Raw genomic sequence first — 15,568 nt, 5'->3', positions numbered from 1 at the left:
GACACCGGACGTGTGCGGCGGCGGTAGCCGGACGCGAATGGGCCCCCGCAGTGGGGGCCCATTGATCGTCTAGCCGACGGCGTCTAGAAGTTCTTTACGTTCAGGAGCGACTCCTTGATCGGGTCGGCGTCGTCGAGGTTGCTCCAGTCGGTTCCACCGTTCGCGATCAGAGCATCGCGGACCTGGGCAGGGCTGGCGCTGGGGTTGTTGACCTTGTAGAGCGCGGCCGCGCCGGCTACGTGCGGCGACGCCATCGACGTACCGGAGATGGTGGCGTACCCGCCGTCCTTGTAGGTCGAGTAGATGCAGACGCCCGGAGCGATGATGTCGACATCGGAGCCCCAGTTAGAGAAATCCGCGAAGGTGTCGTCGACGTCGGGGCGGCAGGTCGCCGCTCCGAGTCCGCCCGTGAGGCCGTCGAAGTCCGCCAGCGCGGACACCGTGATGACCTCGTCGTAGGCCGCCGGAACGGACTTCGCAGAGTCCTCGTCAGAGTTCCCTGCGGCGACTGCGAAGGTCACGCCTTTGGCGACCGCGTTGCAGATGGCCTTGTGCTCGGCGTCGTTGTTGCTGTTGCCGCAGTTGCCGTCGTCGGAGCCGCCACCGCCGAGGCTCATGTTCGCGACCTCGATCTCGGCCGCGTTGGCAGCCACGTAGTCGATCCCGGCGACGATCCAGGACTGGTAGCCGCTGCCCTGGGAGTTGAGAACCTTGACCGCCCACAGCCGCGCACCCGGAGCGACGCCGACGGGACCGGTCGAGTTGTCGAGTGCACCGATGGTTCCCGCGACGTGCGAGCCGTGGCCGTTGTCATCATCCCCGCCGGTGCCGCACTTCTTCTTGAAAGGAGAGCCGCCGGAGCAGTTGGTGGAACGGTAGACGTTCAGGTCCGGATGCGTGAGGTCGATCCCGGTGTCGAGCACGGCAACGTCGACGTTCACACGATCGTCGGCACCGTCGATCTTCGCGGTGGTGCTCAGCTCCGCGTCGGCCCGGTCGATCCCGGTCGGCAGCGTCTGCGCGAACGCATGCACCTCTGCGTCCGGCTGGACCCAGTCCACCCGTGGGTCGTTAGAGATGTTCGCGGCGGCCTGGGAGCTCAACGTCGCCGCGTATCCCTTCAGCGCGTGCTCGTACACATGAGTGACCCTGGCCCCGAACGAGGCCGCGTGATCGTCCGCGGCCGAAGATGCGTTCGTCCCGTCCTTCAGTACGACGATGTAGCGACCCGGCTCTGCAGCCGATCCCGAGGTGGCCATCGCTCCCGCGACGAGCCCTCCGAGCGCAATGACCGCGACCCTCCGCAACCAACCACCGTCCACGGGACCCCCTCTGTCGTAGACCTATTACTGGCCGAGAGGTTTTCGGGATTCGTCCGTTTTGCACCTTTCAGAGCAAGCAAACATAGTCCCCCAGGGACAAAACGAAAGCGGGCCCCCTCGCCTCTCGGCGAGAGGGCCCAAGCCTGGGTAACCTCAGGGGAATACCCCACCTGCGGTGGGGCCCCAGGCCGGCTCGGCTTTCTAGCGAAAGCGGGCCCCCTCGCCTCTCGGCGAGAGGGCCCAGGTCGTGGAGCCGGCCTATAAGCCGGATTCTGTCCCGGGCACAAAAGCCCGGGGGCGACCATCCATCTGGGACGGACGTTGCCGCCCGCCTCATGCGACCTACCCGGAGGCTGCCGGCTCGACGCCGGCGGGCGGGCCACCCATGCCTCCTGCTCGGTCTTGCTCCGGACGGGGTTTGCCTAGCCGCACCGGTCACCCGGTGCGCTGGTGAGCTCTTACCTCACCCTTTCACCATCACCCCGGCGGACCGGGGCTGTCTGCTCTCTGTTGCACTTTCCGCGGGTCACCCCGCCTGGCACTTTCACCAGCGTCCTGCCCTGTGGAGTCCGGACTTTCCTCGACCCGAAGGCCGCGGCCGCCCGGCCGGCTCCACCACTGATTATGCCCCTCTGACCTCGAGGTGCATCCGGCGGGCCGATCTATCGAGCGAGCCGAGCAAGGGCCGCGCCAACACGACCACCATCACCGCGTTCCCGACCGCCCTGAACATGTCCCACCCCAGCGAGGTCGCCAGGTAGAACGCGGCGTACCGGCGCAGGTTCTCCCCCGCCCCCGCCGCAGGCGCCCACCCGAGGCTGGACGAACCGGTCGCGAACGGCCAGAACCACAGGTTCATGACGGCTCCGAACAAGAAGCCGGCCGCGAAGCCGTACGCGGCGAGCGCCGCGATCCGAAGCGGCCACCGGCCCGAGCGAGGCATGACCCCCGCGCCCATCCCGACCCACCCGACCGCCACCATCTGGAACGGCAGCCACGGGCCTAGGCCGCCGACGAAGAGCCCGGAAGCGAACGTCCCGACCGCCCCCAGCACGAAACCGAACCCGGGGCCGAACGCGTTGCCGGCAACGAGCACGACGATGAACATCGCAGAGAACCCTGCGATGAAGCCAGGCAGGCGGAGCGCCACCATCGCGGCCCCCAGCACACCTACCAGCGCGACCGCTTTCGGCCCGAGCCCACCGCGTCCGAGCTCCGCGAACAACAGTGCGCCGAGGCACACCATGAGAACGACGAAGATGATCGGCGCATCCAGCTCGTGAGCGGCCGCGCCACCTACGGCCCCCGGCAGCGCGAACGGCCACAGGAACGCAGCGAGACCTACCAGGTTCGCCCCGATCAACAAGATGCGCCGGAGCGGCGAATCCGTCACGACTCCACCGCGTCCCTCACCTCTTCGGGCGTCAGCCACTGCGGCCCGAAGACGCGCGCTGTTTGGGGGGCGAATACCGGCGAATCCGAAAGCACCTCGCGCGGCGTTCCGTTCGCGATGACCTCTCCGCCCGCCAGCATGACCACCCGCTCCGCCAGCTCCGCGACCAGCTCGACATCGTGTGTGGCGAAAAAGACCGCTCGGCCCTCGGCCGCATAGCCACGGAGGAAGTTGCTGAGTCGCTCCTTCGTGCGAGCGTCGAGCCCACGCGTCGGCTCGTCCAGGAGAAGCACCTTGGCACCGGCCGCGACCACGGCCGCGACCGCCGTCAGGACTCGCTCGCCCGAGGAAAGGTCTCGCGGGTGCCTAGATGCCAGATCACCGATCCCAAGCCTCCCCAGGATCGCCTGGGGGGTGTCATCGCGAGCGTGTGCTTCGAGCGTGGCCCGCACCTCATCTGCGACGCTGTCTTTGAACAAGATGTCCTCCGGTGTCTGCGGCAACAAAGCGACGTCGCGCCCGGGTCGCGGAGCCGCGCCGGCGATAGAGACGGTGCCGTGCAGGGGGGCATGAAGACCGGCGAGACATCGCAGCAACGTCGTCTTCCCCGAGCCGTTGCGGCCCATCAACGCAACCACCTCGCCGGCCGCCAGTGACACCGAAACGTCGCGGAGCACGCGCTGTTGCTCGTAGTCGACAGAGAGGCGCTCGGCGCGGAGCAGGGTTGGGGCACCGGCGGGAACCTCCGCCTTGGCGGGCGCGCGCCGCGGCGCGAGCCCGCGCTCCGCAGCCATCCGTCGGGCTTGCCGCACCGTGAGAGGCAGGGGCGTCCAGCCGAACAGCCGGCCCAGCCGGGAAACGGTGGGACCCGCTTGCATCCGCTCGAGCATCGTCGCCGGATCGCCCATCTCCACCCGGCCCCCGCCGAAGCACCCGATCGCGAGGTCGACGAACCCGGCCACGCGCTCCACCCGATGCTCCGCCAGCACCACCGTTACCGCGTGATCGTGGACGAGGCGGTGCAGGGCGGCCAGAACGTCCTCGGCCGCCTGCGGATCCAGTTGGCTCGTCGGCTCGTCCAGCAACAGGATCTTGGCCCCCGGCGTGAGAGCGGCGGCTATCGCAACGCGTTGGCGTTCACCCCCCGAGAGGGTTCTCACGCTTCGCTCGCGCAGCCTCTCGATGTCGAGCAGGTCCAGCGTCTCTTCCACCCGGCGGCGCATCCGCGATTGCTCGACGGCCAGGTTCTCCATCGCGTATGCAAGCTCGTCCTCCACCCGGTCGAGCACGAACGAGGCGCCGGGATCTTGAGGAACGAACGCCACCACGTCCGCTAGATCGCGCGGCGCATGATCGAGCGTGTCGCGGCCGCCGACGGCGACGTGACCCGAGAAGATCCCGCCCGTGAAGTGTGGGACGAGCCCGTTCACCGCGCGCAGAAGCGTCGACTTCCCCGCCCCCGTCGCACCACAGACAAGAGCGAAGGAACCTTCCGCAACGCTCAGCGTCACGTCCTTCAACGCCCACTCCGGCCGGTCCAGGTACTGGAACGACACATCGTCGAATGCGATCGCGTGCGTCACGGCTGCCCGACCGGGATGAACGCCGGAGTCGCCAACGCGAGCGCGGCGACAACCAGGTGAGGAGCGACGTCCGGCCACGTCAGTGGGAACGTGGAGATCGACAGGTCGGCTCCTCCGACCAATGCCGCGACGGTGAAAGCCCCCGCCGAGACCACGGCGGTTACCGCCGTGGTGATCGCGCCACGCCCCAACGTCTGCGGCCTATAGCGAGTCCGACGTCCCCTGCCGTGACCGCGCGCGTCCATGCTCTCGGCCAGCGTCACCGCCTCTTCCATCCCGGTCTCCAGCACCGGCACCGCCAGCGCAGGAAGCGCGCGCAGACGTCCGACCGACAAGCCCCGCATCCGCTGAGCCTCCCTCACGCGCATGACCGACGCCATCGTTCGAGGAGCGATCGAAAGCGCAAGCGCCGCCGCCAGCGCCGGCTCGTGGAAACGCCGCGGCGCCAACCTCAACACGGCGAAGGGATCGGCAACAGAGTTAAAGGCGCCGAAGACGGCGAGCAGAACCGCGAGCCGGAAACCCTCGACGAGCGCCAACACCAGCGACGAGCTCGAGAGGTCGCCCGGGACGAGGAGGACCAACAGCGTACGCGTCGTCATCGCAACCCCTCCGAACGCGACGAAGACCCTGAAGGAGCGCGCGTGCGGGCCAACGCTCCGGTGCGCTGCGTGCACGGCCCACGCAGAGGTCAGGACGCACACGAGATAGAAGGGATTGATAGTCGACATCGTCACGAGGGCGGCGCTCGCAGCCCACGCGATCCACGCGAGCGGGTGCATCAAGAGCGAGAGGAGCGCCGGCGCCGCGCCAACAAGAGCCCGGCGCCGGCAACGGCGGCCGCGGCACCCAGGGCCGCCACACCTGCAGCGGGTGGTCCCGAACCCTCAGAAGACGTGTCCACCGCTGCCTGCACTTCATCGGGCGGGCCCTCTACGGAGGCATCCGCCGGGGTCCGTCCTCGCGAAGCAACGCGCTCCCGTTCATCCCCCTTCGCCGACGATGGTCGCCTGGCGCGGCGCGGCCGGCCGCTGCGCGGTTGCCGCGGCCGCGCTCGCACGTCCTCGTCCGCCGAAGCCACCTCCGCCGCGTCCTGTGGCTCATTCGGCGCGCGCGCCTGCGAGCGTGGCCCTGTCCTCGTCTCGTCCGGCTCCCGCGGCGCTTGCGAGTCCGGCTCCTGTTCAGAGACCTCATCGCACACCGACGCGAAGCTGGTGATCGGCGGCGGGGGATGAGTGCTCCCGTCGTTGCCGCTGCCCCACGACCACCCCTCGACGTCGCCGCTGGTGACCGTCGTCGAGCCCGCTCCGCTTCCCGACCAGGTCCAACCGCCGGATCCGTCACCGCGCCAGTAGCCCCAGAAGTCCGGATAGTCCTCGAAGCAGTCGTCTCCGGTCGGGCCAACCCCCGCGAGCATGCACACGGCCTCGCCGCCGAACCCGAACTTGTACGAGAGTCCGTGTTGCTCGCTCGCAAGGACGATCAACTCGAGCCCTGACACCTCGTCTTCAGGCAGCGCAACGCAAAGCCGCTGGTCGCTCTCTCCGGTATCGACGACCAACGCAGCGCTGCCGCCTTCGCCGGCACAAGCTGGAGGAGCGAAGACGGCGAGCGGGAACAAGGTGGCGAGCAGGAAGGCCCCGCTCGCCACCCAACTCCCGAAGCTAGTCACATCCCTAGCAGGCGGTCGCGCGCGGAACCGGTCGGGTCACCGTCGCCGGCTCCACGGGGAGCGGCTCCTTCAGCAATCCGAGGATCGCGCCGATGGTGGCGCCGGGGTCAGGCGGCGTCTTCTTGTAGGTGCCGTCCTCTCGCTGCTCATAGCTGCGCGCGAACGCTCCGCGCTTCTGCCCGCACAGCCGGTACTGCAGCCTCGTCAGCGCCTTCATCGCGCCTGCCGGAAGTCGCTTGCCGAAGGCGGCGAAGGCCTGGATGACGAGGGCGGTGGAGTTCGCATCGGTGAGGTTGAAGGCGCGGTCGAATCCCCAACCGTTCTTCTCCGGGTCGCGGATCTGCCGGAAGAACCGGAAGGGGCTCTTCTCCAGCGGAGCGGTTGCCTGCGGATGCGCGGCGATCGCCTGGACCGCATAGCTCGTGGTGTTCGTGTCCGACTGGAAGAAGTCGTTGGGATCCTGCGGGTTCTGGCAGTGCTCGTTTTCGTTCTGGCGCTGCGGCTCGTCGAACTGCCACCCGCCGTCTCCGCACTGCGCCTCGATCAACCACGTCAACGCGTTGCTGGAGGGATCGGCACCGGGAGCCGCGACCAACGCGAGGATCGCAAGAGCGTGGTTGAAGACCTCTGTCGTCGCGCCGTAGCGGCCGTTCTGCTGCTCGGAGTCCAAGATCTGCTGCACGAGGTTCTCGCCGCCGAAGTTGCGCGGGTCGCGACCTCCGGCCACGGCCGCCATCACCAGCTTCGCCTTCTCACCGATCGTGTCCGCCTCGGCGACGTTAGCTTCCAGGAAGTCGAGGCCCTCCTCTATCGCGCGCGGCCCGCGCCGGACGGCCACCAGAGAAAGGATCGCGTCGGAGGTGGAGCCCAACGGGGAGAAGCCGGGGAACGAGCCATCCTCGTTCTGCTGCGACGCGACGTATCCCGCCGCGACACGAGCGCGTTTGCCGAGCGTTGGTCCCGCCGTGGCCGGGCCGAACAGGCCCAACACCATGACGGTTGCGGTGATGAATCCCACAGAACGGCGCATCACGCCGCGATGCGTGGGGTGCCTCATGTGCTGCCCCTCTCTCCCGGTCCGCGCCGGGCGGTTTGTGCCCTTCGCGGGTACGAGAAGAGTCGGGAGAGTCACATCCCGGCTCGTCCTTTGCCTCGAAGGACCGTGAGCCTGTGCGTTCCGCCGGGTTCCTGGCTCGTCCGCCTCTAGCGGACCTACAGTTGCGGGACAGCGCCGGCTTGGACCGGACTTCCCCGACACGGGACGCCTTTACGGGCCGAGTCTACCTGCGGCTGGTCAGGGGCGGAGGTAGCCGTCTCTGAGGAAGAGGCGCGCGCGGTCGTCGCGGCCGAGTTCGAAGGCGACCCAGAACCAGGCGAGGATCGCGATCCCGACCAGCTCGCCGCCCCAGGTCGCGAGATGGTCGAGCGGGTGCACGAACAGGTCCCAGGTGTAGGGCTCCGCGGGCGCGGCCGAGAATGTGTTGCCGAAGGCCGGCCACAGGAAGGTCTCGGGAGACGACCACATGCCGTCTCCTACTAGATGCAGCAACCACCCAACCCCCAGGCCGAACCAGGCGAGGCGCGCGTCCCCCCGCAGGCCAAGGATGGTCACCACCGAGACCACGACGACCGCCAAGATCGAATGTGCGGGGCCGCGTCCCGAGGGTCCAAGAGGCCAGAACAGCCCCACCAGGGGGTCGACGAGATCCGGAAGCACCGCGCCCAGCAGGATGAAGCGGTAGTCGATGCGCCTCCTGCCCAGAGTCACGTAGACGATGACGGTCGCGAGGCCCAGGTGCCAGAAGATCACTCGAACAAGGGACGCTGCTCTGCGCTCTCGCGATCGAGCGCCTCGTCGAGGGCCGCGGCATCCATCCCCTGGTTCGCCAACCGGTCTGCATCGGCGTTCAACTCGCGGGCTACGTGCGACAGAGAGAACGAGTCGAAGCGTCCCATGAGAGCCCGCGCCTTGACCGCCAGCGGGCGAAGCGTGTCCTTCTTGATCTTCCACCGCCCCAGGAGCTGAGACACGACCAGCTCGGAATCCATGTAGATCTCGATATCGCGAACGCCGCTCTCGAGGGCGAGCTCGAGCCCCGCGATCAGGGCCTCGTACTCGGCGACGTTGTTCGTCGCGTCACCTATCCCGCGTGCGATCTCGCCGACGACGTCACCGTTCTCGTCTCGCAGCACCACGCCGATCCCCGCAGGGCCCGGATTGCCGCGCGCGCCGCCGTCGGTGTACAGGGTGGCTCTATTCATCGGGGCGCTCAGGTGACGACGAGGATGCGCCGGCAATTGTCGCAACGTTGGAGGCCCTTCTCCTTGCGGATCCTCTCGGCCTCCACCGCCGGCAGCTTCGTGTGACAGCCCTCGCAGGTGCCGCCGCGCAACGCGGCCGCTCCCACTCCGTGTTTCGAGGCGCGGATCTTCTCGTAGAGGGCGAGCAGGTCGGGTGGGAGCGGCGTCGCTGCCTCGTCACGTTTGGCCGCGTGCTCCTTCAGCTCGACATCGATGTCACCGCTGAGACGAGCCACTTCCGCCGACAGCTCGTCGGCTTCCGACTGCGCCTGAGACCGCTCTCCGTCCAGCTTCTCGACCAAGGCGGTGGCGGCGTCCGCCTGGACCATCACCTCTAGCAGTTGGTCCTCCACGGTCCCGCGTTTGCGTTGGAGGCCGGCGATCTCGGCTTGAAGCGCCGACAGCTCCTTCGGGTTGGCGACCTTCCCCGACATCATGCGCTGGTCTTCGCGCGCGGCCTTCTGATCGATCAGCTCGATCTCACCCTCGAGCCGGCTCTGCTCGCGCGCGATCTCCCCTTGCTGCTTACGTGCGATCGCGAGGTCCGCCTCGAGCTCTGCGAGTTGCTCTCGCACCTCGGCCAACCGAGCCGCCTCCGGCAGCGACGAGCGCCGTTCCTGGAGGCGAACGATCGCGCTGTCTTCGCCCTGCAGATCGAGGAGCTGACGAAGTGTCTGATCGTCGTAACTCGCCATCGCTGCGGAGGGTAACGCAGCCACCGGGAGGGGCGCCCCGGGCAGCGAATAGGGTGCTGCATCATGGATGTATGGCCCGGGCGGGCCTACCCCCTGGGAGCCACCTGGGAAGGCGAGGGAACGAACTTCGCCGTCTTCTCCGAGAATGCCGAGCGGGTAGAGCTGTGCCTCTTCGACGATTCAGGCAGCGAAACGCGGATCCCGCTGCCCGAGATCACTGCCTTCGTGTGGCACGGCTACATCGCCGGGGTCTCGCCCGGCCAGCGCTACGGGTACCGCGTGCACGGTCCGTTCGACCCCGCGTCGGGCAAGAGATTCAACCCGTCGAAGCTCTTGATCGACCCCTACGCGCGAGCGATCGAAGGCGACGTCGACTGGGGGCCTGAGGTCTTCTCTTATCCGTTCCTGGACAAGAAGGAGGACCTAGCGTTCTCGGGCGCCGATGACGCCGCGCGGGTCCCCAAGTCGATCGTCGTCGATGGCTCCTTCTACTGGGGCGACGACCACGCCCCCGGAACACCGTGGCACGACACCGTCATCTACGAGACCCACGTACGTGGGTTCTCGATCACGAATCCCGGCATCCCGGAAGACCTGCGCGGGACCTATGCCGGTCTCGCGCATCCCTCGTCGATCGAGCACCTACAGCTCCTCGGGATCACCGCGGTGGAGCTGCTTCCCGTCCACCACTTCATCCATCCACAGCACCTGCTCGAGAAGGGGCTCCGCAACTACTGGGGCTACGACTCGATCGGTTACTTCGCGCCGTACTCCGGCTACAGCTCCGCGGGTGCAAGGGGTCAGCAGGTGAACGAATTCAAGGAGATGGTCAAGGCGATGCATGCCGTAGGCATCGAGGTGATCATCGACGTCGTCTACAACCACACCGGCGAGGGCAACCACATGGGGCCGACGCTGTCGCTACGCGGGATCGACAACGAGACGTACTACCGGCTGGTGCCGGCCGCCGAGCGCTACTACATGGACTTCACGGGGACCGGCAACACGTTGAACGTCCGACACCCGCAGGCGCTGAAGCTCATCATGGACAGCCTCAGGTACTGGGCGATCGAGATGCACGTCGACGGTTTCCGCTTCGATCTCGCCTCCGCGCTGGCGCGCGGGCTGTTCGAGGTCGATCGACTGTCCGCTTTCTTCGACATCATCCATCAGGACCCGGTGCTATCGGAGATGAAGCTGATCGCCGAGCCGTGGGACGTAGGAGACGGCGGCTACCAGGTGGGGAACTTCCCCTGGCTCTGGACCGAGTGGAACGGCAAGTACCGCGACACGATCCGTGACTACTGGCGGGGTGAGGACGAGACGCTGACCGAGTTCGCTTTCCGCTTCACGGGAAGCTCGGACCTGTATCAGTGGGATGGACGGCGTCCGCTCGCGAGCATCAACTTCATCACCGCGCACGACGGCTTCACGCTGCACGACCTCGTGTCGTACAACGAGAAGCACAACGAGGCGAACCTCGAGGGGAACGCGGACGGGGAGAGTCACAACCGTTCCTGGAACTGTGGGGTGGAGGGCGAGACCGACGATCCAGAGATCCACGCGCTGCGCGAACGTCAGAAGCGGAACTTCCTGACCACGCTCGCGCTGTCCCAGGGAGTGCCGATGTTCCTCGGCGGCGACGAGATGGGCCGCGCCCAGCACGGCAACAACAACGCCTACTGCCAAGACAACGAGATCTCCTGGTTCGACTGGTCGCTGCGCGACGAGAACCTCGCCCTCCTGGGATTCACCCGCCGCCTCATGGACTTCCGCCGGCGCCACCCGGTCTTCCGACGCAGGAACTGGTTCCAGGGCCGCGCTCTCTATGGCTCGGGTGTCACCGATATCGGTTGGTTCAACCCGGACGGAGCGGAGATGACCGAGGAGCAGTGGAACGCCGGTTTCGCCAAGTCCATCGGGATCTTTCTGAACGGCGAGGAGATCCCGAGTCCCGATCCGAAGGGCCGGCGGGTCGTCGACGACAGCTTCTTCCTGCTGTTCAACGCGCACCACGACATGATGCCGTTCACCCTTCCGCAGGGGTGGGGCGAGGAGTGGTCGGTCGAGATCGACACGAACGTGCCCTTGCTGGACGGCACCCGTTCCTACAAGGCCGGGCAAGACGTTGCGGTGGAAGGCCGCTCGATCATGGTGCTCCGGCGTGAGTCCTGAGGTCCGCGCCACCTATCGCGTTCAGCTACACAAAGGCTTCGGCTTCCGCCACGCCGCGGACATAGTTCCGTACCTCGCGCAGCTCGGCATCAGTCACCTCTACTGCTCGCCTTACCTGCAGGCCCGGCCCGGCAGCACCCACGGCTACGACGTCGTGGACCAGCGCAAGATCAACGAGGAGCTCGGCGGCGCCGAGGGACATCGCCATCTCTGCGAGACGCTGGCGGCGCACGGGATGGGGCACGTCCTCGACGTCGTTCCGAACCACATGACGGTGACGGACCGCGCCAACGAGTGGTGGTGGGACGTCTTGAAGTTCGGGCGACAGAGCCACTACGCGACCTACTTCGATATCGACTGGGACCCGCCCGAGAGCAAGCTCCTGCGCGTGATCCTGATCCCGATCCTGGGCGATCACTACGGCCGCGTGCTGCAGGCGGGCGATCTGAAGCTGGAGCGCGAGGGCGACGACCTCGTCGTGCGGTACTACGAGCACGTGCTGCCGGTCGCGCCGGGGTCGGTGGAGAGCGATGACCTCGGGCAGCTGAACTCGCGGCCCGAGCTGTTGCATGAGGTCCTAGAGCGGCAGCACTATCGGCTCGCGTTCTGGCGCGCTGCGGGTCAGGAGCTGAACTACAGGCGGTTCTTCTCGATCAACGACCTCGCGGCGCTGCGCATGGACAACCCTGATGTCTTCGACCGCGTTCACGAGCTGGTCCTGGAGATGGTGCGCGACGGGCGGCTCGACGGCCTGCGTATCGACCACATCGACGGGCTGCGGGACCCGGAAGGTCACCTGACGCAGCTGCGCTCATGGGCGCCCGACGCGTACATCATCGTCGAGAAGATCCTGGAGCCCGAGGAAGAGCTGCGGACGACGTGGCCGGTGCAGGGGACGACCGGGTACGACTTCCTCAACCGGGTCGGCGGGCTATTTGTGGATCCGCGCGGCGAGGCTCCGTTGACCCGGATCTACGAGGAGTTCGTGGGTGAGTCGTACGACCCACATCAACTGAGACACGACAAGAAGTTGATGCTGATGGAGACGGAGCTCGCCGCGGACGTGGAACGGCTGACGGAGCTGTTCGCCACGCTCTGCGAAAGCAGCCGCGACTTCCGGGACTTCACCCGTTTGGAGTTGCGCGACGCGCTGAAGGAGACGATCGCGTGCTTCCCGGTCTACCGGACCTACGTCAGTCCTGTCGGCGACCGGCGGACCGATCAAGACACGTCCTACGTGATGACGGCGATCAAGCTCGCGGGAGAGCAGCGGCCCGACCTCGACCAACAGCTCCTCGGGTTCCTCTCCGAGATCCTGTTGCTCGAGGTCGACGACGAGATCGCGGTCGAGCTGGCGCTGCGGTTCCAACAGACGACGGGCCCCGTGATGGCCAAGGGCGTGGAAGACACGATGTTCTACGTGTACAACCGCTTCGTCGCGTTGAACGAGGTCGGCGGCGATCCTGGTCGGTTCGGCGTCTCCCTCGACGAGTTCCACCGGGTCACGGCGCAGGCGCAGGAGCGGTGGCCCCTGGGGATGCTCGCGACCTCGACGCACGACACCAAGCGCAGCGAAGACGTACGGGCTCGGCTCGCGCTGTTGTCGGAGATACCCGAACGATGGGGCGAGGCGGTGGCGAGGTGGTCGGAGATGAACGAGCCGCACCGGCGCGAGGGCTGGCCCGACCGCAACGTGGAGTACCTGCTGTACCAGACGCTGGTGGGCGCGTGGCCGCTCGATGCCGGACGGGCCACTGCTTACATGGAGAAGGCGGCCAAGGAGGCGAAGGTCCACACGTCGTGGATCGACCCGGATCCTGCCTACGACGCAGCGCTGCGCGGGTTCGTCGAGGGAGCTCTGGCGGACGAGGCTTTCACGACCGACCTCGCCGCGTTCGCGGAGCCCTTGGTGAAACCCGGCGCGATCAACGCGCTGTCGCAGACGCTCGTGAAGCTCACCGCTCCGGGGGTGCCCGACACTTACCAAGGCACCGAGGTGTGGGACCTGTCGCTGGTCGATCCCGACAACCGCAGGCCGGTGGACCACGCGCAGCTCCGCAGCCTGGTGGCAGAGCTGCGGGAGGCGTCGTCGGAGGACGCTCTGACGCTCGCCGAGACGGGAGCTCCCAAGCTGTTCGTCATGCAGCGTGCTCTGCGTCTCAGGGCGCGTCTGCCTCATGCGTTCGGGGCCGACTCGTCCTACCAAGCGCTGCGAGCGAGGGGGCCGCGGGCGGAGCACGTCATCGCGTTCGCACGCGGCGGTGAGGTGGTGACGGTGGCTCGACGACTGGTGCTCGGGTGTGACACGTGGGAAGGCACCACTCTCGAGCTACCGAACGGGACCTGGCGAGATGAGTTCTCGGGCCGAGCTTTCGAGGGAGTCGTGGCGTTGAGCGACCTGCTCAGCCCGTTGCCGGTCACCCTTTTGGTGCGCGAGACCGCCGAACAGGATTCCCCTGCAGATGTCTGAGCGCTTCGAGGTGTGGGCCCCTTACGCCCAGCGGGTCGAGCTGGTTCTGGACGGCGGACGGATCCCGATGAGCTCCACCGGCGGTGGCTGGTTCGAAGCCGACGCCGACGCGGCCCCCGGTGCCCACTACGGCTTCTCGCTCGACGGCGGTGATCCGCTACCGGACCCGCGTTCTGCCTGGCAGCCGAACGGCCCCCACGCTCTGTCCCGGGTCGTGGATCACTCTGCCTTCGAGTGGAGCGATGGCGGATGGAGGGGGTCTCCGCTCGCTGCCGGGGTTATCTACGAGCTCCATATCGGAACGTTCACCGACGAAGGAACCTTCGAGGCCGCCATCGGGCGGCTCCCCCACCTCGTGGATTTAGGTGTGACCGCCGTCGAGCTGCTTCCGGTGGCGGAGTTCTCGGGCGATCACGGGTGGGGCTACGACGGCGTCGACCTGTTCGCGCCTCACCACGCCTACGGCGAGCCCGACGACCTAAAGCGTCTGGTGGACGCCTGTCACGCGCACGGCCTCGCGGTCATCATGGACGTCGTCTACAACCACCTGGGTCCCTCGGGCAACTACCTCGGGCAGTACGGGCCGTACTTCACCGAGAGGTACGCGACACCCTGGGGCCAGGCGGTGAACTTCGACGGCGCCGGCAGCGCCGCGGTGCGGGCCTTCTTCATCGAGAACGCCCTGATGTGGCTCGACGACTACCACTGCGACGGGCTGCGCCTCGACGCGGTGCACGCGATCCTCGACAGCTCCGCGTTGCACATCCTCGAGGAGATCGCGATCAACGTGGAGAGACTCGCGAACCACCTCGGCCGGGATCTATTCACGATCGCGGAGAGCGACCTGAACGACCCTCGGGTGATCCAGCGCCGCGAGGCCGGCGGCTACGGGATGGACGCGCAGTGGAGCGACGACTTCCATCACGCCCTCCACTCCGTCATCACCGGAGAGACCAACGGCTACTACTCCGACTTCGGCAACGTCGAGCACCTGGCGATCGCATTGGAGGAGGCGTTCGTCTACGGCGGCCGTTACTCCGCGTACCGGGACAGGGTGCACGGGCGGAAACCTGTCGGGATCCCAGGCAAGCGCTTCCTTGCCTACATCCAGAACCACGACCAGATCGGGAACCGCGCCACCGGGAATCGCCTCTCCGCGATCGTGCCGCCGGACCTGTTGAAGGTCGCCGCCGCGCTGGTGCTCACGTCTCCGTTCGTGCCGATGCTCTTCCAGGGAGAGGAGTGGGGCGCGACGACCCCGTTCCTCTACTTCACGAACCATCCCGACGAGGAGTTGGGCCGGGCGGTCAGCGAGGGCCGCAAGCGCGAGTTCGAGGCCTTCGGCTGGGATCCCGCTTCGATCCCCGACCCGCAGGACCCAGGCTCCTTCCGGAGATCGAAGCTGAACTGGGACGAGATGAACGAGTGGCCCCACGAAGAGGTACTCGAGTGGCATCGCGCGTTGATAGGTCTGCGGCGGGAGGTTCCCGCGCTGGGCGATGGCGACCTGGAAGCTGTGGTGACCGCCTTCGACGAAGACCAGCGCGCGCTCGTGGTGCAGCGGGGGCCCGTGGTCATCGCCGCGAACTTCTCCGACTCGGATATCGAGGTGCCCGTGGAGAACGGCGACGCCCTGGAGCTCCTGCTGTCGTCGAGCGAAGAGACCGAGTGGCGAGACGACGCCCTGCTCCTACCCCCCACGAGCGTCGCCATCTGGTCCGCCTAACCCGCCGCGCAGAACCCTCTGCGTTAGAGCTGGGTGGAGGAGCGGGCCGGGACACTCCGGGCGCAAAACCGAGGCGCCCTCCGGAACCCGACCCGGCCCTCTTACCCATAGAGATCACCCCGCCCGGGCGCAGAGCTGTGCAACGAGCGGAGGGGCTGCCGGCGGCGCAACCGTGCAACAACGGAGGCGGTGGCGTGTACGGGTTTGAGCGGACCGTTCGGAGGGCGACGT

Annotated in this window: 12 protein-coding genes, 1 other RNA gene and 1 riboswitch; of the genes, 3 read left to right on the top strand and 10 right to left on the bottom strand. The window is 67.3% G+C overall.

Annotated features, from left to right (window positions below; all coding sequences use genetic code 11):
• Positions 1-83: 83 nt before the first annotated feature.
• The 10 genes from M3N53_11410 to M3N53_11365 form a co-directional block, all read right to left on the bottom strand.
• Positions 84-1,259 (bottom strand): S8 family peptidase, encoded by a 1,176-nt coding sequence (locus M3N53_11410; protein MDP9068933.1) that lies wholly within the window; start codon positions 1,257-1,259, stop codon positions 84-86.
• A gap of 308 nt (positions 1,260-1,567) precedes the next feature.
• Positions 1,568-1,936, bottom strand: an RNA gene (gene rnpB, locus M3N53_11405) — RNase P RNA component class A.
• 8 nt (positions 1,937-1,944) lie between these two features.
• Complete coding sequence (locus tag M3N53_11400; GenBank protein MDP9068932.1) at positions 1,945-2,715, bottom strand: ECF transporter S component; 771 nt, start codon at positions 2,713-2,715, stop codon at positions 1,945-1,947.
• Positions 2,712-4,271, bottom strand: coding sequence for an ATP-binding cassette domain-containing protein (locus M3N53_11395; protein MDP9068931.1), 1,560 nt, complete (start codon positions 4,269-4,271; stop codon positions 2,712-2,714). The genes M3N53_11400 and M3N53_11395 overlap by 4 nt, the downstream gene beginning before the upstream one ends.
• A 23-nt stretch (positions 4,272-4,294) precedes the next feature.
• Positions 4,295-5,080 (bottom strand): hypothetical protein, encoded by a 786-nt coding sequence (locus M3N53_11390; GenBank protein ID MDP9068930.1) that lies wholly within the window; start codon positions 5,078-5,080, stop codon positions 4,295-4,297.
• The gene (locus M3N53_11385; protein ID MDP9068929.1) at positions 5,080-5,949 is read right to left on the bottom strand and encodes a hypothetical protein; all 870 of its coding nucleotides are present in this window, start codon (positions 5,947-5,949) and stop codon (positions 5,080-5,082) included. The genes M3N53_11390 and M3N53_11385 overlap by 1 nt, the downstream gene beginning before the upstream one ends.
• A gap of 25 nt (positions 5,950-5,974) precedes the next feature.
• Entirely contained in the window at positions 5,975-7,027 is a 1,053-nt protein-coding gene (locus M3N53_11380) for a hypothetical protein (protein MDP9068928.1), read from the bottom strand.
• 104 nt (positions 7,028-7,131) lie between these two features.
• Positions 7,132-7,263, bottom strand: a riboswitch (cobalamin riboswitch).
• A gap of 1 nt (position 7,264) precedes the next feature.
• Positions 7,265-7,780, bottom strand: coding sequence for a metal-dependent hydrolase (locus M3N53_11375; GenBank protein MDP9068927.1), 516 nt, complete (start codon positions 7,778-7,780; stop codon positions 7,265-7,267).
• Positions 7,777-8,232 (bottom strand): ribonuclease HI family protein, encoded by a 456-nt coding sequence (locus M3N53_11370; protein ID MDP9068926.1) that lies wholly within the window; start codon positions 8,230-8,232, stop codon positions 7,777-7,779. The genes M3N53_11375 and M3N53_11370 overlap by 4 nt, the downstream gene beginning before the upstream one ends.
• Positions 8,233-8,240: 8 nt before the next feature.
• Positions 8,241-8,966, bottom strand: coding sequence for a C4-type zinc ribbon domain-containing protein (locus tag M3N53_11365; GenBank protein MDP9068925.1), 726 nt, complete (start codon positions 8,964-8,966; stop codon positions 8,241-8,243).
• A 63-nt stretch (positions 8,967-9,029) separates the two neighbouring features.
• On the opposite strand from M3N53_11365, the gene glgX reads away from it, so the two are divergent.
• The 3 genes from glgX to treZ are packed head-to-tail and all read left to right on the top strand — an operon-like array spanning position 9,030 to position 15,337.
• Positions 9,030-11,141, top strand: coding sequence for a glycogen debranching protein GlgX (gene glgX, locus M3N53_11360; protein MDP9068924.1), 2,112 nt, complete (start codon positions 9,030-9,032; stop codon positions 11,139-11,141).
• On the top strand, positions 11,131-13,611 hold the full coding sequence (gene treY, locus M3N53_11355) for a malto-oligosyltrehalose synthase (GenBank protein MDP9068923.1): 2,481 nt from the start codon (positions 11,131-11,133) through the stop codon (positions 13,609-13,611). The genes glgX and treY overlap by 11 nt, the downstream gene beginning before the upstream one ends.
• Complete coding sequence (gene treZ / locus M3N53_11350) at positions 13,604-15,337, top strand: malto-oligosyltrehalose trehalohydrolase (GenBank protein ID MDP9068922.1); 1,734 nt, start codon at positions 13,604-13,606, stop codon at positions 15,335-15,337. The genes treY and treZ overlap by 8 nt, the downstream gene beginning before the upstream one ends.
• The last annotated feature ends 231 nt before the right edge of the window (positions 15,338-15,568 follow it).

This window comes from Actinomycetota bacterium (assembly GCA_030776625.1).
Lineage (GTDB): Bacteria > Actinomycetota > CADDZG01 > CADDZG01 > WHSQ01 > MB1-2.
Note: the sequence above shows the minus strand (reverse complement) of the source record. Positions and strands in the feature narration are given on the sequence as shown.